The organism is Sphingomonas ginkgonis (assembly GCF_003970925.1).
GTDB classification, from domain to species: Bacteria; Pseudomonadota; Alphaproteobacteria; order Sphingomonadales; family Sphingomonadaceae; genus Sphingomicrobium; species Sphingomicrobium ginkgonis.
Map to the genome: position 1 here is coordinate 1,815,101 of NZ_RWJF01000001.1, position 19,528 is coordinate 1,834,628.

Annotated in this window: 25 protein-coding genes; 23 read left to right on the top strand and 2 right to left on the bottom strand. The window is 66.4% G+C overall.

What is annotated here, in order from left to right:
* Nucleotides 1-30 precede the first annotated feature (30 nt).
* From HMF7854_RS08880 to HMF7854_RS08905, 6 genes are all read left to right on the top strand, one after another.
* Nucleotides 31-936, top strand: a complete 906-nt coding sequence (locus HMF7854_RS08880; protein ID WP_126718769.1) for a fructose bisphosphate aldolase — start codon at nucleotides 31-33, stop codon at nucleotides 934-936.
* Nucleotides 937-1,045: 109 nt separating this feature from the next.
* The gene (locus HMF7854_RS08885) at nucleotides 1,046-1,522 is read left to right on the top strand and encodes a hypothetical protein (protein WP_126718770.1); all 477 of its coding nucleotides are present in this window, start codon (nucleotides 1,046-1,048) and stop codon (nucleotides 1,520-1,522) included.
* Nucleotides 1,523-1,544: 22 nt separating this feature from the next.
* Nucleotides 1,545-2,240, top strand: a complete 696-nt coding sequence (thiE, locus tag HMF7854_RS08890) for a thiamine phosphate synthase (protein WP_126718771.1) — start codon at nucleotides 1,545-1,547, stop codon at nucleotides 2,238-2,240.
* Nucleotides 2,241-2,339: 99 nt separating this feature from the next.
* Nucleotides 2,340-2,918: a hypothetical protein gene (locus HMF7854_RS08895; protein ID WP_126718772.1), complete on the top strand. Its 579-nt coding sequence runs from the start codon at nucleotides 2,340-2,342 to the stop codon at nucleotides 2,916-2,918.
* A gap of 12 nt (nucleotides 2,919-2,930) precedes the next feature.
* Nucleotides 2,931-3,509, top strand: coding sequence for a hypothetical protein (locus HMF7854_RS08900; RefSeq protein ID WP_126718773.1), 579 nt, complete (start codon nucleotides 2,931-2,933; stop codon nucleotides 3,507-3,509).
* Between the two features lie 33 nt (nucleotides 3,510-3,542).
* Nucleotides 3,543-3,824, top strand: a complete 282-nt coding sequence (locus tag HMF7854_RS08905) for a hypothetical protein (protein ID WP_126718774.1) — start codon at nucleotides 3,543-3,545, stop codon at nucleotides 3,822-3,824.
* On the opposite strand, the gene HMF7854_RS08910 is transcribed toward HMF7854_RS08905, so the two are convergent.
* The gene (locus tag HMF7854_RS08910; protein WP_126718775.1) at nucleotides 3,821-4,483 is read right to left on the bottom strand and encodes an HAD family hydrolase; all 663 of its coding nucleotides are present in this window, start codon (nucleotides 4,481-4,483) and stop codon (nucleotides 3,821-3,823) included. The two genes, HMF7854_RS08905 and HMF7854_RS08910, sit on opposite strands and share 4 nt — an antisense overlap.
* 7 nt (nucleotides 4,484-4,490) lie before the next feature.
* A complete protein-coding gene (locus HMF7854_RS08915) occupies nucleotides 4,491-5,243 on the bottom strand; it encodes a DUF72 domain-containing protein (protein ID WP_126720145.1) in 753 nt (250 codons plus the stop codon).
* A gap of 61 nt (nucleotides 5,244-5,304) precedes the next feature.
* On the opposite strand from HMF7854_RS08915, the gene HMF7854_RS08920 reads away from it, so the two are divergent.
* The 17 genes from HMF7854_RS08920 to nuoK all read left to right on the top strand — a co-directional run bounded on the left by HMF7854_RS08920 (nucleotide 5,305) and on the right by nuoK (nucleotide 19,528).
* On the top strand, nucleotides 5,305-6,480 hold the full coding sequence (locus HMF7854_RS08920; protein ID WP_239016915.1) for a L,D-transpeptidase family protein: 1,176 nt from the start codon (nucleotides 5,305-5,307) through the stop codon (nucleotides 6,478-6,480).
* 14 nt (nucleotides 6,481-6,494) lie between these two features.
* Entirely contained in the window at nucleotides 6,495-7,127 is a 633-nt protein-coding gene (locus HMF7854_RS08925) for a M23 family metallopeptidase (protein WP_126718776.1), read from the top strand.
* Between the two features lie 72 nt (nucleotides 7,128-7,199).
* A complete protein-coding gene (gene efp, locus HMF7854_RS08930) occupies nucleotides 7,200-7,763 on the top strand; it encodes an elongation factor P (RefSeq protein ID WP_126718777.1) in 564 nt (187 codons plus the stop codon).
* Nucleotides 7,764-7,765: 2 nt separating this feature from the next.
* On the top strand, nucleotides 7,766-8,581 hold the full coding sequence (locus HMF7854_RS08935; protein ID WP_126718778.1) for an inositol monophosphatase family protein: 816 nt from the start codon (nucleotides 7,766-7,768) through the stop codon (nucleotides 8,579-8,581).
* Between the two features lie 184 nt (nucleotides 8,582-8,765).
* The gene (ndhC, locus tag HMF7854_RS08940; protein WP_126718779.1) at nucleotides 8,766-9,143 is read left to right on the top strand and encodes an NADH-quinone oxidoreductase subunit A; all 378 of its coding nucleotides are present in this window, start codon (nucleotides 8,766-8,768) and stop codon (nucleotides 9,141-9,143) included.
* Between the two features lie 98 nt (nucleotides 9,144-9,241).
* Nucleotides 9,242-9,715, top strand: a complete 474-nt coding sequence (locus HMF7854_RS08945) for a NuoB/complex I 20 kDa subunit family protein (RefSeq protein WP_420822375.1) — start codon at nucleotides 9,242-9,244, stop codon at nucleotides 9,713-9,715.
* 1 nt (nucleotide 9,716) lies between these two features.
* Nucleotides 9,717-10,616, top strand: coding sequence for an NADH-quinone oxidoreductase subunit C (locus HMF7854_RS08950; protein WP_126718781.1), 900 nt, complete (start codon nucleotides 9,717-9,719; stop codon nucleotides 10,614-10,616).
* Nucleotides 10,613-11,845, top strand: a complete 1,233-nt coding sequence (locus HMF7854_RS08955; RefSeq protein WP_126718782.1) for an NADH-quinone oxidoreductase subunit D — start codon at nucleotides 10,613-10,615, stop codon at nucleotides 11,843-11,845. Before HMF7854_RS08950 ends, HMF7854_RS08955 begins: the two co-directional genes overlap by 4 nt.
* Nucleotides 11,845-12,534: an NADH-quinone oxidoreductase subunit NuoE gene (gene nuoE, locus HMF7854_RS08960; RefSeq protein WP_126718783.1), complete on the top strand. Its 690-nt coding sequence runs from the start codon at nucleotides 11,845-11,847 to the stop codon at nucleotides 12,532-12,534. The genes HMF7854_RS08955 and nuoE overlap by 1 nt, the downstream gene beginning before the upstream one ends.
* Nucleotides 12,534-13,844: an NADH-quinone oxidoreductase subunit NuoF gene (nuoF, locus tag HMF7854_RS08965; protein WP_126718784.1), complete on the top strand. Its 1,311-nt coding sequence runs from the start codon at nucleotides 12,534-12,536 to the stop codon at nucleotides 13,842-13,844. The genes nuoE and nuoF overlap by 1 nt, the downstream gene beginning before the upstream one ends.
* Nucleotides 13,844-14,422 (top strand): hypothetical protein, encoded by a 579-nt coding sequence (locus HMF7854_RS08970; protein WP_221766425.1) that lies wholly within the window; start codon nucleotides 13,844-13,846, stop codon nucleotides 14,420-14,422. Before nuoF ends, HMF7854_RS08970 begins: the two co-directional genes overlap by 1 nt.
* A complete protein-coding gene (gene nuoG, locus HMF7854_RS08975) occupies nucleotides 14,422-16,425 on the top strand; it encodes an NADH-quinone oxidoreductase subunit NuoG (protein ID WP_126718786.1) in 2,004 nt (667 codons plus the stop codon). The genes HMF7854_RS08970 and nuoG overlap by 1 nt, the downstream gene beginning before the upstream one ends.
* Nucleotides 16,422-17,543 carry an NADH-quinone oxidoreductase subunit NuoH gene (gene nuoH / locus HMF7854_RS08980; RefSeq protein WP_126718787.1) on the top strand — a complete coding sequence of 374 codons (1,122 nt, stop codon included), beginning with the start codon at nucleotides 16,422-16,424 and terminating at the stop codon, nucleotides 17,541-17,543. Before nuoG ends, nuoH begins: the two co-directional genes overlap by 4 nt.
* On the top strand, nucleotides 17,540-17,995 hold the full coding sequence (locus HMF7854_RS08985) for a hypothetical protein (RefSeq protein ID WP_126718788.1): 456 nt from the start codon (nucleotides 17,540-17,542) through the stop codon (nucleotides 17,993-17,995). Before nuoH ends, HMF7854_RS08985 begins: the two co-directional genes overlap by 4 nt.
* Nucleotides 17,992-18,474, top strand: coding sequence for an NADH-quinone oxidoreductase subunit NuoI (gene nuoI, locus HMF7854_RS08990; protein WP_126718789.1), 483 nt, complete (start codon nucleotides 17,992-17,994; stop codon nucleotides 18,472-18,474). Before HMF7854_RS08985 ends, nuoI begins: the two co-directional genes overlap by 4 nt.
* A 140-nt stretch (nucleotides 18,475-18,614) precedes the next feature.
* Nucleotides 18,615-19,226, top strand: a complete 612-nt coding sequence (locus HMF7854_RS08995) for an NADH-quinone oxidoreductase subunit J (RefSeq protein ID WP_126718790.1) — start codon at nucleotides 18,615-18,617, stop codon at nucleotides 19,224-19,226.
* On the top strand, nucleotides 19,223-19,528 hold the full coding sequence (gene nuoK / locus HMF7854_RS09000) for an NADH-quinone oxidoreductase subunit NuoK (protein ID WP_126718791.1): 306 nt from the start codon (nucleotides 19,223-19,225) through the stop codon (nucleotides 19,526-19,528). The genes HMF7854_RS08995 and nuoK overlap by 4 nt, the downstream gene beginning before the upstream one ends.

A 19,528-nucleotide genomic window follows, 5' to 3' on the forward strand; every position in this document is an offset into this window, starting at 1 on the left:
TATGCGTAGACCATGGATCAGGGGACCCGAATGACCACCAGCTTCGACGCGATGCGCGACAAGATCCGAGACGGGAAAGGGTTCATCGCGGCGCTCGACCAGAGCGGCGGATCGACTCCGGGCGCGCTCAAGGCCTATGGTGTCGGCGAGGACAGCTATGCGAACGACGAGGAGATGTTCGGGCTGATCCACCAGATGCGCGAGCGGATCATCACCTCGCCCTGCTTCAATGGCGACAAGGTGATCGGCGCCATCCTGTTCGAGCGGACGATGGACGGCGAGGCAGGCGGCCAGCCGGTTCCGACCGCGCTGTGGGAACGTGGCGTCGTGCCGTTCCTCAAGGTCGACAAGGGGCTCGAGGAGGAGAAGGACGGCGTCCAGCTGATGAAGCCGATGCCGGGCCTCGGCGACCTCCTCGACCGCGCCCGGGAAAAGGGCGTCTATGGGACCAAGATGCGCTCGGTCATTAAGCTCGGCAACGAAGCCGGGATCGCGGCGGTGGTGGCCCAGCAGTTCGAGGTCGCGGGCGAGATCGTCCGCCACGGTCTGATGCCGATCATCGAGCCGGAAGTCTCGATCAAGAGCCCGGAGCGCGACGCCGCCGACCGCATCCTCCTCGCCGAGACGCTCCGCCACCTCGATCGCCTGCCCAAGACCCAGCAGGTCATGTTGAAGCTCTCCATCCCGGCCGAGGCCGGGCTGTTCCAGCCGCTCGTCGACTATCCTCGCGTGCTCCGCGTCGTCGCGCTGTCGGGCGGGTTCAGCCGCAGCGACGCCTGCCGCGAGCTGGCGAAGAACCCCGGGATGATCGCCAGTTTCAGCCGCGCCCTTCTGGAGGATCTCCGTCATCAGATGAGCGGCGACGAGTTCGATCGCTCACTCGGCGGTGCGATCGACGAGATCTACCAGGCCTCGGCGGAGAAGGAACCCGCCTGAGCCGCGGCGAACCCGACTGGCTCGTTTCGCGCGAGCAGATCGCGGCGCTACTGACCCCCGGTCAGCGCGCGGCGATCGTCCGGGGCTCCGGAGGCGGGGAAGTGGCGCCGTGAGCACTGGGGAGCCGGACGCGGAGTTTTATTATCATCGCTCGGTGGCTCCGACGCTCTGGGTTCTGTTCGCCCTTGCGGCGACGGAGATGCTGGCCGTGCACCTCTTCATCGTTGCCAAATGGCCGAGGGTTTCCTGGCCGCTGCTCCTGCTGACTTTGGCCGGGCTGGTCTGGCTGGTCGTTGCGATCCGATCCATGCCCTGCATGCCGCACCGGATCGATGGCGACCGCCTGCTCCTCTTCGCCGGGCGGCTGAAGCGGGTGGAGGTGCCGCTCGCCGATATCTGCGAGGTGCGGAGCAGCTTTACCGGCGAGGAGGTGAGGGAAGGCACCCGCAACCTCGCGCTCGCCGCTTATCCCAACCGGCTGATCGAGCGGCGCACGCCGGGCCGCCGTTCGCGCATCGGGGTCCGCCTCGACAACCCCTCGACGTTCGACGCAGCGCTGCGAATGCGGGGAGTCGACGTGCGCTAGTCGCCCCGGCTAGGGGGCGACGATGATCGACGAGGACGAGTTGGACGAACGGGAGGCGCTCGACGCCTTCGCCGAAACCTTCACCCGCGAGCCGGGGCGACCTTGCCAGCTCTATCTGATCAGTCCGCAGGAGGTCGGTGGCGGCTTTCCCGACCGGCTCCGAGCGGCGCTGCAGGGCGGACCGGTCGCGGCCTTTCAGCTGCGGGTCAAGGACATGGACGAGCATGCGCTGGCGAAGCTGGCCGAGCCGCTGCAGCGGATCTGCGCCGACCACGAAGTCGCCTTCATCGTGAATGACAGCGTGAGCCTCGCGCGGAGGCTCGGGGCGGATGGTGTCCACCTCGGCCAGAAGGACGGCGACCCACGCGAGGCGCGCTCCCGGCTTGGTCCGCAGGCGCAGATCGGGGTGACCTGCCACGACAGCCGTCACCTGGCGATGGAAGCGGGGGAGGCGGGTGCCGACTATGTCGCGTTCGGCGCCTTTCATCCGACCACCACCAAGCCGACCGACTATCGCCCGACCCCTGCCATCCTCAGCTGGTGGTCGACCCTGTTCGAGATTCCCTGCGTGGCGATCGGCGGGATCACGCCGGCGAACGCGAGGCCTCTGGTGGAAGCGGGCGCCGACTTTCTCGCGGTCTGCCAGTCGGTATGGGTCAACGACGATCCCGCGGTGGCGGTCGGCGCTTTCGGTGCGCTGCTGGCGCCGACCGGCTAAGCGCCTCGGGGCAGAGCCCCGTCCCTGATCGGTTCGGTCGTGAACCAAACCCCGCAAGGCGCGTTCGCCGGAGACTGCGTCCACAGGGGTAAACGATTTATGCGTTCAACAATGATCGCGGCGCTGGCGACGGCCACGCTCGCGCTGTCCGGCTGCCAGACCGACGGGATGGGCGACAAGGTTCGGAGCGCCGGGTCGGCGGTGGGAAGCGCGGCCAGCAACGCCGCCGGTGCCGTCACTTCCGGCATTCCCTCGCTGGTCAATGTCGATCTCAGCAACGTGCTGAACAACTTGGCAGTCGATCTTCACCTCGACCGCGCCAATGTGCCGATCAACGCCCAGATCCCGATCACGCTCGCGGCGAACGTCTGCGGCGTGTCGATCAACATCCTATCGGTTTCGACGGGCGGACAGGCCAACTGCACCGCGAAAACCGCCAGCCCCGAGCTGGCCCAGGTCGTCCAGCAGCAGATCGCTGCCGGCGGCAACGTCGGCGGCGGCGCGCAGGGCGGTTCGACGGCAACCAACCCCGGCACCACCGCGACTGGCGGTACGGCGGCCTCCGGCTCGACCGGGACGACCGGCACCTCGACCGGGGCGACCACCACCAGCGGGACGATCCCGCCGGCGACTGGAACGACCAGCGCGACGACCACCACCACTCCGCCACGCAACTAAGGGGAAATCATCATGTCAAAGCGTCCCATCCTGGGCGCGGCCGTTGCGGCCTGCGCGCTTCTCGCCGGCTGCAAGACCACCGATTCTGGCACCAGCACAGGGAGCGCCGGCTCGCAGAGCGTTCCGAGCTCCACCGGAGCAGCGGCACCCGCCGGAACGACCTCGAGCGGCGGCTCGACCATGACCACGCCGGGCGGCGAAAGCGGCATTCCAGCGCTGGTCAACGTCAACCTGAACAATGTGCTTAACGACCTGTCGGTGCGCCTCAACGTCGACCGGGCGAACATCCCGGTCAACGCGCAGGTGCCGATCGATGTGGCCGCTAACGTCTGCGGCGTGTCGGTCAACGTGCTGTCGGTCTCGACCGGTGGTCAGGCAAGCTGCACCGCCAAGGTCGCGAGCCCGCAGCTCGCCCAAGTCGTCCAGCAGCAGGTCGCGGCCGGCGGTTCGGTCGGCGGCGGGGCGCAGGGCGGCTCGACCGCGACCACCGGCACCGCGACCGGCAGCGCCGGCAGCGGCACCTCGGGTTCGTCGAACACCGGTGGCACTTCGACCGGTACCACGGAAACGACGACCCAGCCGCCGCGTTGATCGGCTGAGCCGTTAGATTTGAGGAGCCTACCCGTGAGCCAGGACCAGAAGCAGCCAATGCAGGCCGACGGGTCACAGTCCGACATCCAGTCGGACGAGGACATGGGTGGGCTCGCCTCACGTCGCGAAGGCGGCGGTGGCGAGTCCGAGGGCGGCGCCTATCCCAACCCGCACTCCGGGGACGAAGGCGACAAGGACGGGTCGGACAAGTTCTTCGGCCATGGTGGCCAGAGCGACCAGGCTTATTATGGCAAGGACCAGCTCGGCGAGGACAAGCTCGGCAAGACCGACAATTCGCAAACCAGCACGGACTAGGCTGGCACTGCGGCGAGGACCGCCTGGTCGAAATGGGCGAGCACATCGGCGACGTCGTCGTAAATTCCGAGGCTGTCCGCCAGTTCCGCATCGCTGAAGCCGCCGCTGCGAACGGCGAGCGCGCCCATCCCGCCTTGGCCTGCCGCCATGACGTCATAGGGTGTGTCGCCAATCACCAGCGCTTCGGCTGTCCAGACTCCTGTCTTGCGGGCAGCGGTCTCGAAGATATCGGGACAGGGCTTTGTGCGCTCGACATCGTCGCGGCTGGTGGTGGCGTCCAGCAGACCGGCGATCCCCAACAGGTCGATATAGTGGTCCAGCTCGCGCCGACTGCTCGACGAGGCGAGCACCGTGACCAGTCCTGAGTCCCGACAGCGAGCGACCAGGTCGTGCGCGCCGGGAAAGGGCATCACCGCCGCCATCATCTCGCGCTGGAAGATGCGGCCATGCTCCTCGTCGACCCGCTCCCGAAGCGACCGAGAAGCACCGGGAAGCAGGGCCGGGACAAGATTGTCGCCGCCCTTGCCGATCTGGTGATGGATCGCGCCGCGATCGAGGTCGGCGCCGACGGCGGCAAAGGCGCGCTGCCAAGCGGTGACATGAAGGTCGTTGCTGTCGACCAGCGTGCCGTCGACGTCGAACAGGATGGCTTTGAGCATGCGCGGCCTAACCAGCCACCGTCCCGATCGTTGCTATGGCATCCCGGAGGGCGCGCGCGTCGTCGATCGCGTCCCCACCGCTGTCGTTGTTGAAATAGGCCCAAACGGAGCGGCCAGCCGACCGCTGCTCAAGCAGCCAGCGGGCCCAGTCGCGGGTTTGTTCACCGGAGTAGCGGCCGCGATACTTGCCGCCAGTGCCATGGAAGCGGACGTAGGCGGTGCGCCCGCTCGCCCGGCGCGGGCTGACGAGCCCGATTAGGTCATGCGCGACGAAGCCGACACCGTGGCGGTCAAGGAGGGCGAGCACCGCCGGATCATACCAGCTGGCGTGGCGGAACTCGACGACATGCTCGAGGTCTGCGGAGAGCAGCGCAAGATATTCGACCAGCCGTTGGTCATCGCGGTGGAGGCTGGGCGGAAGCTGATGGAGGATGGGTCCGAGGCTTGATCCAAGGCGCCGCGCGAGAGCGACAAACTGGGCGAGAGGCTCGGCGCAGTCGAGCAGCCTTTTGCTATGAGTGATGAAGCGGTTGACCTTAAGCGCGTACCGAAAGCCCGCGGGCGCCTTCTCGCGCCAGCCGTCAAAAGTCGCGGGCAGCGGCAGACGATAGAAGCTGGCGTTGATCTCCACCGTGTCGAATGTTTCAGCATAGCAGGCAAACCAGCGCCGCTGCGGCAGATCGGCAGGATAGAAACGGCCCTTCCAGTGGCGATAGACCCAGCCGGAACAGCCGATGTGGATGTCGTTCAACCCGGCCATGGAAAATAACGTCGGCTCCCTCGTTACGGTCATCAACTAACGTTTCGATGGGAGAGTTTCGTTGTCGATCAACCGTCTCGCGCCGCTTGTCGCCGGCGCCGGTCTGCTTGCCCTTGCCGGAGCCGCGCTGGCCCAGGCTCCTGCCCAACGTGGCGCGCCTGGCCGGACGGCGGCGGGCCAGCCGTCGACGGCTGGTCCCGCGAACGGTGGGGGGTGGGTGGCGCCCGGCACGCCGGGGTCGCCGATCGACGGCACCATCTTCCATGCGCAGGTTCTCCTCGATGCTGCCGGCTTCCCCGCTGGGCCGATCGACGGCAAGGCCGGCCAGTCGGTCAAGCGCGCCGTCACGGGGTTTCAGACCGCCAACGGGCTGCAGCCGACCGGTAACCTCGACAACCCGACCCGCACCGCGCTGCTTCAGAACAGCCGCGCCTCGACGGTGATGGTCACGCTGAGCCCGGGCCAGGTGGCCGGGCCGTTCGTCAATCCAATCCCGCGCAAGCCCGAGGACCAGGCCAAGCTGTCCTGCCTCTGCTACCGCAACATGCTGGAGAAGGTTTCAGAGGAGTTCCACACCACCCCGGCGACGATCATCGCCCTCAACGGGCCGGACAAGATGATCGGCGCGGGCAAGACGCTGCGCCTGCCGAATGTCATCCCGACCGATCGCAGCTACAACGCGACCGTGCCGCAGCAATATCAGGGCTGGTTCGCCGGCCTCAACGTCGGTGGCGGCCAGAAGGGCGACTATATCGTCGTCGACAAGAGCGACGGCGTGCTCCGCGTCTACCAGGGCCCGGTGCCGGAGGGGGCTTACAGCACCAACAAGGGCGGCAAGGGCGACAGCGCCGGCTCGCCCCCAGCCAACGCGGGCGAGGGAGCCAAGCTGGTCGCGCAGTTCAACGTGACCATGGGCTCGAGCCACGATCCGTTGCCCCTGGGCAAGTGGAAGGTGCCGACATACAGCTTCCTGCCCAAGTTTCACTACCAGCCCAATCTCTTCTGGGACGCGAAGGACAAGACGGCTGATGACAAGATGCTCCCGGCAGGCCCCAACGGCCCGGTCGGCGTCGCCTGGCTCGACCTCACCAAGGAGCATTACGGCATCCACGGCACCAGTAGCCCGGAGACCATCGGCCGCGCCGAGAGCCATGGCTGCGTCCGCATGACCAACTGGGACGTGCTTCGGCTCGCCGGGATGATGAAGCCCGGCTTCACCGCGATCTTTCAGGCCTGACGAACGAGGGAGGAATGACGGGACGAGGTTTTTCTATCGCCAGTACCCTGATCGTCGTCGCGGTCCTGCTTGGCGCGGTCTGGCTGTTCATCTTCAACATCCAGCACGCACCGAGCGGACTGTCGCCGGGCCGAGCGCCGGGGCGGACCGATGCCACTCCCGCTTCAACCGCACCGGAGCAGCCGCGTAACGTCGAGGTCGGTCCGTTCGGCCTTGCCGTTCCGGTCGCCGGGGTTCGGACGGGCGAGCTCGTCGACACGTTCGACGCGGCCCGCTCGGGTGGCCGGGTGCACGACGCGATCGACATCATGGCACCGGAGGGAACACCGGTGGTGGCGGCCGCCGACGGGCAGGTCGAAAAGCTGTTCAACAGCTTTCGCGGCGGAATCACCCTCTACGTGCGCTCGCCCGACACCCGGTGGAACTATTACTATGCCCACCTCAACCGCTACGCGCCGGGGATCGGCGAGGGACAGCAGGTGCGGCGCGGCCAGCTGCTGGGATTCGTCGGGCACACCGGCGATGCCAGCCCGTCGGGTCCGCACCTCCACTTCGCGATTAACCAGATGGGCCGCGGCGACGGCTGGTGGGAAGGACAGGCGATCAATCCTTACCCCTTGCTTGCGGGGCGGCCGGGCAGCCGCTAAGGGGCCGGCAGCTGGTGCCCGGGTGGCGCTCGGCGGCTCTTTCCAACGGTACAAGCGGAAGCAGGCGGTCCCATGAAGATCAGCGGCGTGGACATTCGTCCCGGCAACATCATCGAATATGAAGGCGGCATCTGGCGGGCGGTGAAGATCCAGCACACCCAGCCGGGCAAGGGCGGCGCCTACATGCAGGTCGAGATGAAGAACCTCATCGACGGCCGCAAGACCAACGTCCGCTTCCGCTCGGCCGAGACCGTCGAGCGCGTCCGCCTCGACACCAAGGATTTCCAATATCTCTACGCCGACGGCGACGACCTCGTCTTCATGGACAAGGACAGCTACGAGCAGGTCAACCTGCCTAAGGACCTGATCGGCGAGCCGGCGGCCTTCCTGCAGGACGGCATGGACGTGGTGATGGAGCTCTACAACGAGCGGCCGATCAGCGTTCAGCTGCCCGACCAGATCGAGGCGACCATCGTCGAGGCCGACGCGGTGGTGAAGGGGCAGACCGCCTCGTCCAGCTACAAGCCGGCGGTGCTCGACAACGGCGTCCGCGTCATGGTCCCGCCGCATATCGCGAGCGGAACCCGGATCGTGGTCGACGTCTACGAGCAGACCTACATCCGCCGCGCGGACTGACGATGGTTGCCCATTCCGGCCTGATCACCGTTCTCCAGCGCGCCGTCCGCAAGGCGGCGCCGCGGCTCCGGCGTGACTTCGGCGAAGTCGAGCAGCTGCAGGTCAGCCGCAAGGGGCCGGGCGATTTCGTCACCATGGCGGACAAGCGTGCCGAGCAGACGATCGTCGAGGAGCTCCGTAACGCCCGGCCTGACTGGGGCATGCTGCTGGAGGAGGGCGGAAAGGTCGAGGGCGACCCTGACAAGCCGCGCTGGATCGTCGACCCGCTCGATGGAACTACCAACTTCCTTCACGGCATCCCGCATTTCTCCATCTCGATCGCGGTCGAGGATCCGCGAGGCGCAGGCGGCAAGCCCGAGATCACTCATGGGATCATCTACCAGCCGCTGACAGACGAGAGCTTCTGGGCCGAGAAGGGCAGAGGCGCCTGGCTCCACGACCGCCGGCTGCGCGTCTCGGCGCGGCGCTTCCTCGACGAGGCGGTGATCGGGACGGGGATCCCGCACATCGGACGCGGCGACTTCGCCCGGTGGAGCCGGATCTACGGCGCAATCGCGCCCGAAGTGGCGGGGATCCGGCGCTTCGGCTCGGCGGCGCTCGACTTTGCCTGGGTCGCCGCAGGCCGGATGGACGGCTTCTGGGAGGATGACCTCGACCCGTGGGACTCTGCGGCCGGCATCCTCCTCGTCCGCGAGGCGGGCGGGTTCGTCAGCGACTATCGCGGGCAGGACCGGATGATGGAGAAGCGCGAATATCTCGCGGCAAACGGTGAGCTGCACAGCAAGCTCCACAAGCTGCTGGCGGGCTCGCTGCGCTAAGCCGTCGCCCTGGCGGAGGCCGGCGGCGCGGTGATTGACGGCTTCTCCTTCCCGACGTGTCTAAGCCGGCGATCCCGCTCTTGCCCGGGAGACGTTAAACCCCATCTTGTCTCAACAGGATGTTGCCCCTTTCGCCCCTCCGTCCTAAAGCGCCGCCAACCTCTTTTCCCTCGGAGTCCTCTCCTTGGCTCACGTCGCCTTTGGTTATCTTCCGATCCTGCTGTTCCTCGGGGTAGCGCTCGGCCTCTCGGGTGCCTTCGTGGCGCTGCCGATGGTCGTCAGCCGCCTGACCGGGACCCACCGGCCGGACGCCATGAAGCTCAGTGAATATGAGTGCGGCTTCCCGGCGTTCGAGGACAGCCGCTCGCAGTTCGACGTCCGTTTCTATCTGGTCGCGATCCTGTTCATCGTGTTCGACCTCGAGGCGGCCTTCCTCTTTCCCTGGGCGGTCTCGCTCAATCTCACCAAGTGGACCGGCTGGCTGTCGATGATGGGCTTCATCGGCGAACTCGCGCTGGGCCTCGCCTATGCGTGGAAGAAGGGTGCGCTCGAATGGGAGTGATGCTCGACCCCGCGGCGAACCCTTACCCGACCGAGGAGGAGCTTGCGCGGATTGCGGGGCTCGTTCCCGGCAGCGCCGACATGCAGCAACTCGAGCAGATGCGCGCCGACCTCGACGAGAAGGGCTTCCTCGTCACCTCGACCGAGAGCCTGTTCAACTGGGCCCGCACCGGCTCGCTGTGGTGGATGACCTTCGGCCTGGCCTGCTGCGCGGTCGAGATGATCCACGTCAACATGCCGCGCTACGATCTCGAGCGGTTCGGCGTTGCCCCGCGCGCCAGCCCTCGCCAGTCGGACGTGATGATCGTCGCCGGGACCCTGTGCAACAAGATGGCCCCCGCGCTCCGCCGGGTCTACGACCAGATGGCCGAGCCGCGCTACGTCATCTCGATGGGCAGCTGCGCCAACGGCGGCGGCTATTATCACTACAGCTATTCGGTGGTCCGCGGCTGCGACCGCATCGTGCCGGTCGACATCTACGTCCCGGGCTGCCCGCCGACTGCCGAGGCCTTGCTTTACGGCATCCTCCAGCTCCAGCGGAAGATCCGCCGCGAAGGGACGATCGAGCGCTAGCATGGCGACCCTGGCCCCCCATGTCCCGACCCACCCGGTCGCGGCCGATCTCGCTGGCGAGGCGGCGTCCGCCCTTGGTGGCATGCTGCTCGACAGCAAGGACCATGTCGGCGAACTGACCTTGACCGTGGCGCGCGAGAGCGTCGCCGAGGCCTGCGCCATTCTGCGCGACCGGCTCGGCTTCCAGCAGCTGATGGAGATCGCCGGGGTTGATTATCCCGAGCGGCCCGAGCGGTTCGAGGTCAACTACCAGCTGCTGTCGGTCACCCGCAACTTGCGCCTGCGGGTCAAGGTGCTGACCGACGAGGCCAAGCCGGTGCCGACGGTGACTGGCGTATGGCCGGTCGCCGGATGGCTCGAGCGCGAGGTGTTCGACCTCTACGGCGTGACCTTCGCCGGCCACCCGGACCTGCGCCGGATCCTCACCGACTATGGCTTCGAGGGCTTTCCCCTTCGTAAGGACTTCCCGCTGACCGGTCATGTCGAGATGCGCTATTCCGAGCTCGAGAAGCGCGTCGTGTACGAGCCCGTCAGCCTTGCCCAGGACTTCCGGACCTTCGACTTCCTGACCCCATGGGAGGGGCCCGAGTACCGGCTTCCGGGCGACGAGAAGGCGGTGCCCGAGGCGCCCGGCGCGCCGTCGCCGGCTCCGGCCGCGCCGCCCAAGACCAGCGAGAATGTCGCCACCCCGGACAGCGACAAGCGCGCCGCGAAGGGCGACAAGCCCTACACGGGTGAGGACGAGGAACGCGGCCGCGCCGGCGCCAAGCAGGCCGACGCTGAGGCGCGCAAGCCGACCTCGGAAAAGGCCGCCAGCGAAGTCAGCAAGAACAGCAACACCGCCGAGCCGAAGCCGGCGGCGCGTTCCGGCCAGAAGCCGAGTGGGGACGCCACCGCATGACCACCACCGTCGAACTCAGCGTCATCCCGGAGGCCGGTCCGAAGCCGACTGCCGGTGACGAGGCAATCAACAACTACACGATCAATTTCGGGCCCCAGCACCCGGCCGCGCACGGCGTGCTGCGGCTGATCATGGAGCTGGACGGCGAGATCGTCGAGCGGGTCGACCCGCATGTCGGGCTGCTTCATCGCGGCACCGAGAAGCTGATCGAGTACAAGACCTACGCCCAGGCGCTGCCCTATTTCGACCGCCTCGACTACTGCTCGCCGATGTGCATGGAGCACAGCTTCGTGCTCGCGGCCGAGAAGCTGATGGGGCTCGAGATCCCGCTCCGCGCGCAGTACATCCGCGTGCTGATGGCGGAACTGACCCGCATCAAGAACCACATGCTGAATCTCGGCTCCCACATCATGGACGTGGGGGCGATGACGCCCAACCTCTGGCTGTTCGAGCTCCGCGAGGACTTGATGCAGATCTACGAGGCGGTGTCGGGCGCGCGCATGCACGCCAACTACTTCCGCGTCGGTGGCGTCCACCAGGACATCCCGCCCAAGGTCCTCAACCAGATCGGCGAGTTCCTCGACAACCGGGTCCAACTGTTCGAGGACGCGATCAGCCTCGTCGCGGACAACCGCATCTTCAAGCAGCGCAATGTCGACATCGGCATCGTCTCCAAGGAAGATGCGCTGGCCTGGGGCTTCTCCGGCCCGATGATCCGCGCTTCCGGGCTGCCGTGGGATCTCCGCAAGTCGCAGCCCTATGAGGTCTACGACCGAATGGACTTCGATATCCCGGTCGGCACCAACGGCGACTGCTACGACCGCTTCATGGTCCGGGTCGAGGAAGTGCGGCAGAGCTGGCGGATTGCCCGCCAATGCCTGAAGGAGCTGCCCGCAGGCCCGGTCGGGACGCTGGACCGCAAGGTCTTCCCGCCCCAGCGCGCCGAGATGAAGCAGTCGATGGAAGCGCTGATCCATCACTTCAAGCTCTACACCGAGGGCTATCACGTGCCCGCCGGCGAGGTCTATGTCGCGACCGAGAGCCCCAAGGGCGAGTTCGGTGTCTATCTGGTCGCCGACGGCACCAACAAGCCCTACCGTTGCAAGATCCGCCCCACCGCCTTCTCGCACCTGCAGGCCATGGATTTCATGATGAAGGGCCACATGCTGGCCGACACCACCGCCGTCCTCTCGGCGATCGACATCGTATTCGGGGAGTGCGACCGCTAATGGCCGAGCGCTTCTTTGCCCCCGACGTGCCCGAGCTGCGCGAGCGCTGGGGATCGTTCACCTGGACCTCGGCTAACGAGAAGACGGCCCGCATGTATGTCGGCCGCTATCCCGAGGGCCGACAGCAGTCGGCGGTCATCCCGCTGCTGGACCTCGCCCAGCGGCAGGTCGGCGACGAGACGGGCACGCAGGGCTGGCTGCCGATCCCGGTGATCGAATATGTCGCCGCCTATCTCGGCATGCCGCCAGTCCGCGCGCTCGAGGTCGCGACCTTCTACACTATGTTCAATCTGGTCCCGGTAGGAAAGTACCACGTCCAGGTCTGCGGGACGACACCGTGCATGCTGCGCGGCTCGGACGATGTGCTGTCCGCCTGCAAGTCGCGCGGCCTGAAGAAGGGCCACACGACCGCGGACGGCCTGTTCACCCTGACCGAAGTCGAGTGCCTCGGCGCCTGCGCCAACGCGCCGATGGTCCAGATCAACGACGACAATTACGAGGACCTCACGGAGGAGAGCATGGGCGCGATCCTCGACTCACTGGCACGCGGCGAGGCACCCAAGCCCGGCCCGCAGGACGGTCGCCAGACGAGCTGTCCCGCCGGCGGCCCGACGACGCTGAAGAAGATGGCCGAACGCAACTACGACTATCGCCCGCAGTGGAACGCGGCGGCCGGGGAGGGCGCATAATGGGCAGCACCGCACCCCTCGCGGACAAGGACCGCATCTTTACCAACGTTTATGGCTTCCAGTCGCCCGACCTGAAGGCGGCGCAGGCTCGCGGCGACTGGGACAATACCGCGGTGCTGATGGCCCGGGGGCAGGACGCGATCATCGAAGAGATCAAGGCCTCGGGGCTGCGCGGCCGCGGCGGCGCGGGCTTCCCGACCGGCATGAAGTGGAGCTTCATGCCCAAGGAGCCCAAGCCCGGCAAACCCAACTTCCTCGTCATCAACGCCGACGAGTCCGAACCCGGATCGTGCAAGGACCGCGAGATCATCCGGCACGATCCGCACAAGCTGATCGAGGGCGCGCTGATCGCCGGCTTCGCGATGCGCGCGCGGGCCGGGTACATCTACATCCGTGGCGAGTTCATCCGGGAGTCGCAGGCGCTCGAGCGCGCGGTCGCCGAGGCCTATGACGCGGGGCTGCTCGGCAAGAACGCCGCCCGGTCGGGCTACGACTTCGACCTGTTCGTCCACCGCGGCGCCGGCGCCTATATCTGCGGCGAAGAGACCGCGATGCTCGAGAGCCTCGAGGGCAAGCAGGGCAAGCCGCGGCTGAAGCCGCCGTTTCCGGCCGGTGCGGGCCTCTACGGCTGCCCGACCACGGTCAATAATGTCGAGAGTATTGCCGTCGTCCCCACGATTCTGCGCCGCGGCGCGGCCTGGTTCGCGGGTTTCGGCAATCCCAAGAACGAGGGCACCAAGCTCTTCCAGATCAGCGGCCATGTGAACAGGCCGTGCGTGGTCGAGGAGACGATGGGCATACCGTTCCGCGAGCTGATCGACCGCCATGCCGGCGGCATCCGCGGCGGGTGGGACAATCTCCTGGCAGTCATTCCCGGTGGCTCGTCGGTCCCGCTGGTCCCGGCGGCCGAGATCATGGACGCGCCGATGGACTTCGACGGGCTGAAGGCGCTCGGCAGCGGGCTCGGAACCGCCGCGGTCATCGTCATGGACAAGTCGACCGATGTCGTCCAGGCGATCAGCCGGATCAGTTACTTCTACAAGCATGAAAGCTGCGGCCAGTGCACCCCGTGCCGCGAGGGTACCGGCTGGATGTGGCGGACCATGGAACGGCTCCGCGAAGGCGATGCCGAGGTCGCGACCATCGACCGGCTGCTCGACGTCACCAAGCAGGTCGAGGGACACACCATCTGCGCGCTTGGCGACGCCGCCGCCTGGCCGATCCAGGGGCTCATCCGCCATTTCCGCCCGGAACTGGAGCGTCGCATCGCCGAGCGTCGCGGTCGGACCATGCTTGAGGCTGCAGAATGATGCTGCTCGCCGTCGCTCTTGCCACCGTTGCCGCCGCCGCGGCGTTGCCCACCAACGATCCGCAGTCTCTGTCGAAGCTGCGCATGATTGCCCAATGTGCGGTGAAGGGAGACTCTCAACGCGTCGTTCGCCTGCTCCGCAGCAATTATAACCAGGTCAACGAGCGCGAGGACCTTCGCGATCAGGCGCGTGACCAGTCGCGCTGCCTTGGCGAGGGGCGGTTGCGCTTCACGCCACTGGTTTATCGCGGCGCATTGGCCGAGATGATGCTCTCCGCGCGGCCGGCTGACCTTGGCGCCGCCGTCAAGGCGGACGGTCTGCCGCTCAAGGCGTTCGGCGCGCTCGACGTGATGGCGCTGTGCGCCGTGCGCGAGGATCCGGCCGGCGTCGGTGCGCTGTTCGCCACTCAGCCCGGCAGCGCCGGCGAGAACCAGGCGATCGCAGCGCTGTCGCCGGCGCTCGGTGGCTGCCTCAAGAGCGGCGTTCAGGCGAACGTCAACGCCGTTGCCATCCGCTCCCTCCTGGCGGTCGCCGCCTGGCGCATCGCCGACCGCGCCGCCCATCCGAAGAGCTACTGATGCCCAAGGTCACCGTCGACGGAGTCGAGATCGAGGTTCCTGCGGGAGCCACCGTGCTCCAGGCCTGCGAACTCGCCGGCAAGGAAATCCCGCGCTTCTGCTATCATGAGCGGCTGTCGATCGCGGGCAACTGCCGCATGTGCCTCGTCGAGGTCGCGCCGGGTCCGCCCAAGCCGCAGGCGAGCTGCGCGCTGCCGGCCGCCGACGGGCAGACGATCAAGACCGACACGCCGATGGTCAAGAAGGCGCGCGAGGGGGTGATGGAGTTTCTCCTCATCAACCACCCGCTCGACTGCCCGATCTGCGATCAGGGCGGCGAGTGCGACCTTCAGGACCAGGCGATGGCCTATGGCCGTTCGGCCAGCCGGTTCGACGAGAACAAGCGCGCGGTCGACGACAAGTATATGGGCCCGGTCATCAAGACCTCGATGACTCGCTGCATTCAGTGCACCCGCTGCGTCCGCTTCGCCGAGGAAGTCGCGGGCACGCCCGAGATCGGCATGCTGTATCGCGGCGAGGACAGCCAGATCACCGCTTATCTCGAGAAGGCGCTGACCAGCGAGCTCAGCGGCAACCTCGCCGATGTCTGCCCGGTCGGTGCTCTGCTGCAGCGGCCGCAGATCTTCGAATCCCGTCCATGGGAGCTGAAGCGCGTCCCTTCGATCGACGTGATGGATGCGCTCGGTTCCAACATCCGCCTCGATGTTCGGCAGCGGCAGGTGATGCGGGTGCTCCCGCGTATCAACGACGACGTCAATGAGGAATGGATCCACGACAAGACGCGGCATCACGCCGACGGTCTCGTTCGTGGTCGCCTCGACCGTCCGTGGGTGCGGGAGAATGGCAAGCTGCGCGAGGCTTCGTGGCAGGAAGCGCTCGAGACGCTCGCGGGCAAGATGAAAGCCGCCTCGGGCCGAGTCGCGGCGATCGCCGGCGACTTGCTCGACGCCGAGACCATGTATGCCGCGAAGAAGCTGCTGCAGTCGGTTGGTTCGGAGCTGCTCGAGGGGCGCCAGACTGGGCTCGACTATGACGTGTCGAACCTTGGCGCGGTCGGGTTCAACACGCCGATTGCCGAACTCGAGAACGCCGACTTCATCCTGCTCGTCGGGTCCAATCCACGGTGGGAAGCGCCGCTGGTCAACACCCGGCTGCGCAAGGCCGTCCGCAAGGGCGCTCAGGTGTTTGCAATCGGCCCGGTGGCGGACCTCGCCTATCCGGTGACCAACATCGGCGACGATCTGAAGCTGCTGTCCAAGCTGCCCAAGGACGCGGCCGAGCTGCTCAGCAAGGCGGAGCGGCCGGTGATGATCGTCGGCCCGGGCGCGCTCGCGGCGGGCGGGCAGGGGGCGACGCTCAAGGCGGCGGCCCAGTTCGGCCGCGACGGCTGGAACGGCTATAACGTTCTCCACACCAGCGCGGCGCGGATGGCGGGGCTCATCCTCGGCTATGCCCGGGACGGCGGGATCGCCAGCGTCGAGGCGGCGCGGCCTGAGGTCGTGCTGCTGCTCGGCGCGGACGAGATGGCCGCGACCCGCTTCGGCGGCGCGTTCAAGGTCTACATCGGCCATCACGGCGATGCGGGTGCGCGCCAGGCCGACCTTGTCCTTCCGGGTGCCGCCTACAGCGAGAAGCATGGCACCTACATCAACCTCGAGGGCCGGGTGCAGCGCGCCGAGCGGGCGACCTTCCCGCCGGGCGACGCCCGCGAGGATTGGGCGATCCTTCGCGCGCTGTCGGGAGTGATGGGCCAGCCGTTGCCGTTCGACAGCTTCGACCAGCTGCGCGCCGCCATGGCCGCCGAGTTCCCGCAGCTTGGTCAGGAGGGGCTGATCGACCTCGGCTTCGTCGCACCGTCGCTTGGGGCGACCGACGTCAGCGTCACGGCGCTTCCAATCAAGGACTTCTACCTGACCAACGCCATCTGCCGGGCCAGTCCGACCATGCAGCGCTGCTCCGCCGAATTGATCCACGGAGAAGAACTGGCGGAGGCTGCGGAGTGACCGCCTTCTTCACCTCGCACGGGATGATCTACGGCTGGGCCTGGTTCCTCGCCACAATCATCGGCATTCTCGTCATCGCGCTTCCGCTGATGCTGGCGGTCGCCATGATCATCTATGCCGAGCGCAAGATCTGGGCCGCCATCGCGCTTCGTCGCGGGCCCAACGTGGTCGGTCCGTTCGGACTCCTGCAAAGCTTCGCAGACGGACTGAAGGTCTTCCTCAAGGAAACCATCATCCCGACCGCGGCGAACAAGGGCCTGTTCCTCCTCGCGCCGATCATCAGCTTTACCGTCGCACTGATAGTCTGGGCGGTGGTCCCGTTCGACGTCAACGTCGTGCTGGCGGACGTCAACGTCGGATTGCTCTACATCCTCGCGGCGAGTTCGCTGGGCGTGTACGGGATCATCATCGCCGGCTGGGCGTCCAATTCGAAGTACCCCTTCTTCTCCGCGCTCCGTGCCGCGGCGCAGATGGTGAGCTACGAGGTGTCGATCGGGTTCGTGCTGATCAGCGTCGTGCTGTGGTCGGGAACCTTCAACCTGACCGGCATCGTGTTGGCGCAGAAGGGGCATGTGCTCGGCATCCTCAACGGCTTCGGGTTCAACCCGCTGCTGTTCCCGATGGCGGTGGTGTTCCTGATCAGCTCGATGGCTGAGACCTTCCGCACCCCGTTCGACCTCACTGAGGCAGAGAGCGAGCTGGTCGCCGGGTTCCAGACCGAGTATTCGTCGATGAGCTTCGCGCTCTTCTGGCTCGGCGAATATGGCAACGTCATCCTGATGACGGCGTTGAACGCGATCCTCTTCTGGGGCGGGTTCCTGCCGCCGCTTGATATTCCGATCCTCTACGCGGTGCCGGGCATTATCTGGCTGCTCATCAAGATGGGCTTCTTCTTCTTCGTCTTCGGCTGGGTCCGCGCGACCGTGCCGAGGTATCGCTACGACCAGCTGATGCGGCTGGGCTGGAAGATCTTCCTGCCGCTGTCGCTCACCTTCGTCGTCCTTGTCTCGGGCTGGCTGATGCTGACCCGCTATGGTTGCTCGGCGGATCCGGCCGATGGCTACCGGGCCTCGACCTTCATCGGGTCCTCGGCCGCCTGTGTAGGAACTCCGCAATGATCGCCCTAATTCTGGCTGCCGCCGCCTCGACGCTCGGTTTCGATTGCGCGGTTGATCCGCCGCGTAATGTGATTCCCAACGGTGCATCGGTTACCAGCCAAACGATTCATCTCCCACCAGAAATGAATCACTGGCAGTTCGGCGTGACGATTGTTGATCTGAAGAAATCTACTGAGGTCAAATTGGATTGGCCGGGAGATCCGATCGGCGCCGGCCAAGCGCTGGCTGCGTTGCCGGTCGGACCGCACGACTATTCTTTTGTATCAATGCATCAAAGTCCCTGTCTCTTTACTGCGGGGGCTTGCATGTTCTTGTACACCCTCAGCGAACAGGCGGACGGCACGGCAGACATATTGATTCAGCCGGCTGCCTTGGCGACGGACGGTGATCGGAGCAAGCCATTCCAAGTCTATATGAGTGGCCGCTGCACGCCCAAGGCTGTCGCACGATGATCGCTCAATGGGTCAAGTCGTTCACACTGTGGGAGCTGTTGAAGGGCCATGCCCTCACCCTGAAGTATTTCTTCAAGCCCAAGGCGACGATCAACTATCCCTACGAGAAGACGCCGATGTCGCCGCGCTTCCGTGGGGAGCATGCGCTGCGCCGCTATCCGAACGGGGAAGAGCGGTGCATCGCCTGCAAGCTGTGCGAGGCTGTTTGCCCGGCGCAGGCGATCACCATCGAGGCCGAGCCGCGCGAGGACGGCAGCCGCCGGACCACCCGCTACGACATCGACATGGTGAAGTGCATCTACTGCGGGCTTTGTGCGGAAGCCTGCCCGGTCGACGCAATCGTCGAAGGTCCGAACATCGAGTTCTCGACCGAGACCCGCGAAGAGCTGCTCTACGACAAGGCCAAGTTGCTCGCCAACGGTGACCGATGGGAACAGGCTATCGCGGCCAATCTTGCCGCCGATGCGCCGTATCGGTAGGGGCGGCTCAGCTTCGTGAAACAGGGCTCTCCAGTGTTCCAATCCGTCATTCCCGCGAACGCGGGGAACCCGCTTCTTCGCCCGGCCGCCTCGCGGCAGCCGGCCCCTCGCTCAGGCGAGAACGGTCGTGGTGAGCCGTCGTGATCGCGCTCATTGCCTTCTACCTGTTCGCGACCCTCACCATCCTGTCGGGGTTGCTGGTCATCTTCGCGCGCAATCCGGTGCACAGCGCGCTGTGGCTTATCCTCGCCTTCTTCAATGCGGCGGGACTGATGCTGCTGACCGGTGCCGAGTTCATCGCCATGCTGCTGGTGATCGTTTACGTCGGCGCGGTTGCAGTGCTGTTCCTGTTCGTCGTGATGATGCTCGACATCGACTTCGCGGCGCTTCGTAGCGGCTTCACCCGCAACCTGCCGTTCGGAATCCTCATTGCGCTGGTCCTGCTGGCCGAGATCGTGGTGGCGACCAGCGCGCACCGGGCTGGGCCGGTGCTGACACCGGCGGTGGACACGGCGGCGGCGCCGGTGCAGCCGAACATCGTCAGCCTGGGTGCGGCGCTCTACAGCCGCTACCTCGTGCCGTTCGAGGTCGCCGGGCTGATCCTGCTCGTTGCGATGATCGGTGCCATCGTCCTCACCCATCGCAGTCGCGGCGACACCCGCGGTCAGCGCGTCAACCGGCAGGTCCGGCGACGCCCGGACGAAGCGGTCAAGATCGCCAAGCCGGCGACCGGCGAGGGAGTGCAACTATGATTGGGCTCGCCCATTACCTCACCGTTTCGGCAATCCTGTTCGTGATCGGCGTCCTTGGCATCTTCCTCAACCGTCGCAATGTCATTTTAATGCTGATGGCGATCGAGCTGCTGCTGCTGGCGGTGAACATCAACTTCGTGGCGTTCTCCGGCTACCTCGGCGACATGATCGGCCAGGTCTTCGCAATGTTCGTGCTGACCGTCGCCGCGGCCGAGGCGGCTATCGGCCTCGCCATTCTCGTCATCTTCTTCCGCCGGCGCGGGACGATCGCAGTCGACGCCGCCGACCGGATGCGGGGCTAA

Excerpts from the sequence above, each read along its gene's own strand:
- HMF7854_RS08880 (WP_126718769.1), top strand. The coding sequence starts at position 31 with ATGACCACCAGCTTCGACGCGATGCGCGACAAGATCCGAGACGGGAAA.
- thiE (WP_126718771.1), top strand. The coding sequence starts at position 1,545 with ATGATCGACGAGGACGAGTTGGACGAACGGGAGGCGCTCGACGCCTTC.
- HMF7854_RS08895 (WP_126718772.1), top strand. The coding sequence starts at position 2,340 with ATGCGTTCAACAATGATCGCGGCGCTGGCGACGGCCACGCTCGCGCTG.
- HMF7854_RS08900 (WP_126718773.1), top strand. The coding sequence starts at position 2,931 with ATGTCAAAGCGTCCCATCCTGGGCGCGGCCGTTGCGGCCTGCGCGCTT.
- HMF7854_RS08910 (WP_126718775.1), bottom strand. The coding sequence starts at position 4,483 with ATGCTCAAAGCCATCCTGTTCGACGTCGACGGCACGCTGGTCGACAGC.
- HMF7854_RS08915 (WP_126720145.1), bottom strand. The coding sequence starts at position 5,243 with ATGGCCGGGTTGAACGACATCCACATCGGCTGTTCCGGCTGGGTCTAT.
- HMF7854_RS08925 (WP_126718776.1), top strand. The coding sequence starts at position 6,495 with ATGACGGGACGAGGTTTTTCTATCGCCAGTACCCTGATCGTCGTCGCG.
- efp (WP_126718777.1), top strand. The coding sequence starts at position 7,200 with ATGAAGATCAGCGGCGTGGACATTCGTCCCGGCAACATCATCGAATAT.
- HMF7854_RS08935 (WP_126718778.1), top strand. The coding sequence starts at position 7,766 with ATGGTTGCCCATTCCGGCCTGATCACCGTTCTCCAGCGCGCCGTCCGC.
- HMF7854_RS08945 (WP_420822375.1), top strand. The coding sequence starts at position 9,242 with ATGCGCGCCGACCTCGACGAGAAGGGCTTCCTCGTCACCTCGACCGAG.
- HMF7854_RS08950 (WP_126718781.1), top strand. The coding sequence starts at position 9,717 with ATGGCGACCCTGGCCCCCCATGTCCCGACCCACCCGGTCGCGGCCGAT.
- HMF7854_RS08955 (WP_126718782.1), top strand. The coding sequence starts at position 10,613 with ATGACCACCACCGTCGAACTCAGCGTCATCCCGGAGGCCGGTCCGAAG.
- nuoE (WP_126718783.1), top strand. The coding sequence starts at position 11,845 with ATGGCCGAGCGCTTCTTTGCCCCCGACGTGCCCGAGCTGCGCGAGCGC.
- nuoF (WP_126718784.1), top strand. The coding sequence starts at position 12,534 with ATGGGCAGCACCGCACCCCTCGCGGACAAGGACCGCATCTTTACCAAC.
- HMF7854_RS08970 (WP_221766425.1), top strand. The coding sequence starts at position 13,844 with ATGCTGCTCGCCGTCGCTCTTGCCACCGTTGCCGCCGCCGCGGCGTTG.
- nuoG (WP_126718786.1), top strand. The coding sequence starts at position 14,422 with ATGCCCAAGGTCACCGTCGACGGAGTCGAGATCGAGGTTCCTGCGGGA.
- HMF7854_RS08985 (WP_126718788.1), top strand. The coding sequence starts at position 17,540 with ATGATCGCCCTAATTCTGGCTGCCGCCGCCTCGACGCTCGGTTTCGAT.
- nuoI (WP_126718789.1), top strand. The coding sequence starts at position 17,992 with ATGATCGCTCAATGGGTCAAGTCGTTCACACTGTGGGAGCTGTTGAAG.
- nuoK (WP_126718791.1), top strand. The coding sequence starts at position 19,223 with ATGATTGGGCTCGCCCATTACCTCACCGTTTCGGCAATCCTGTTCGTG.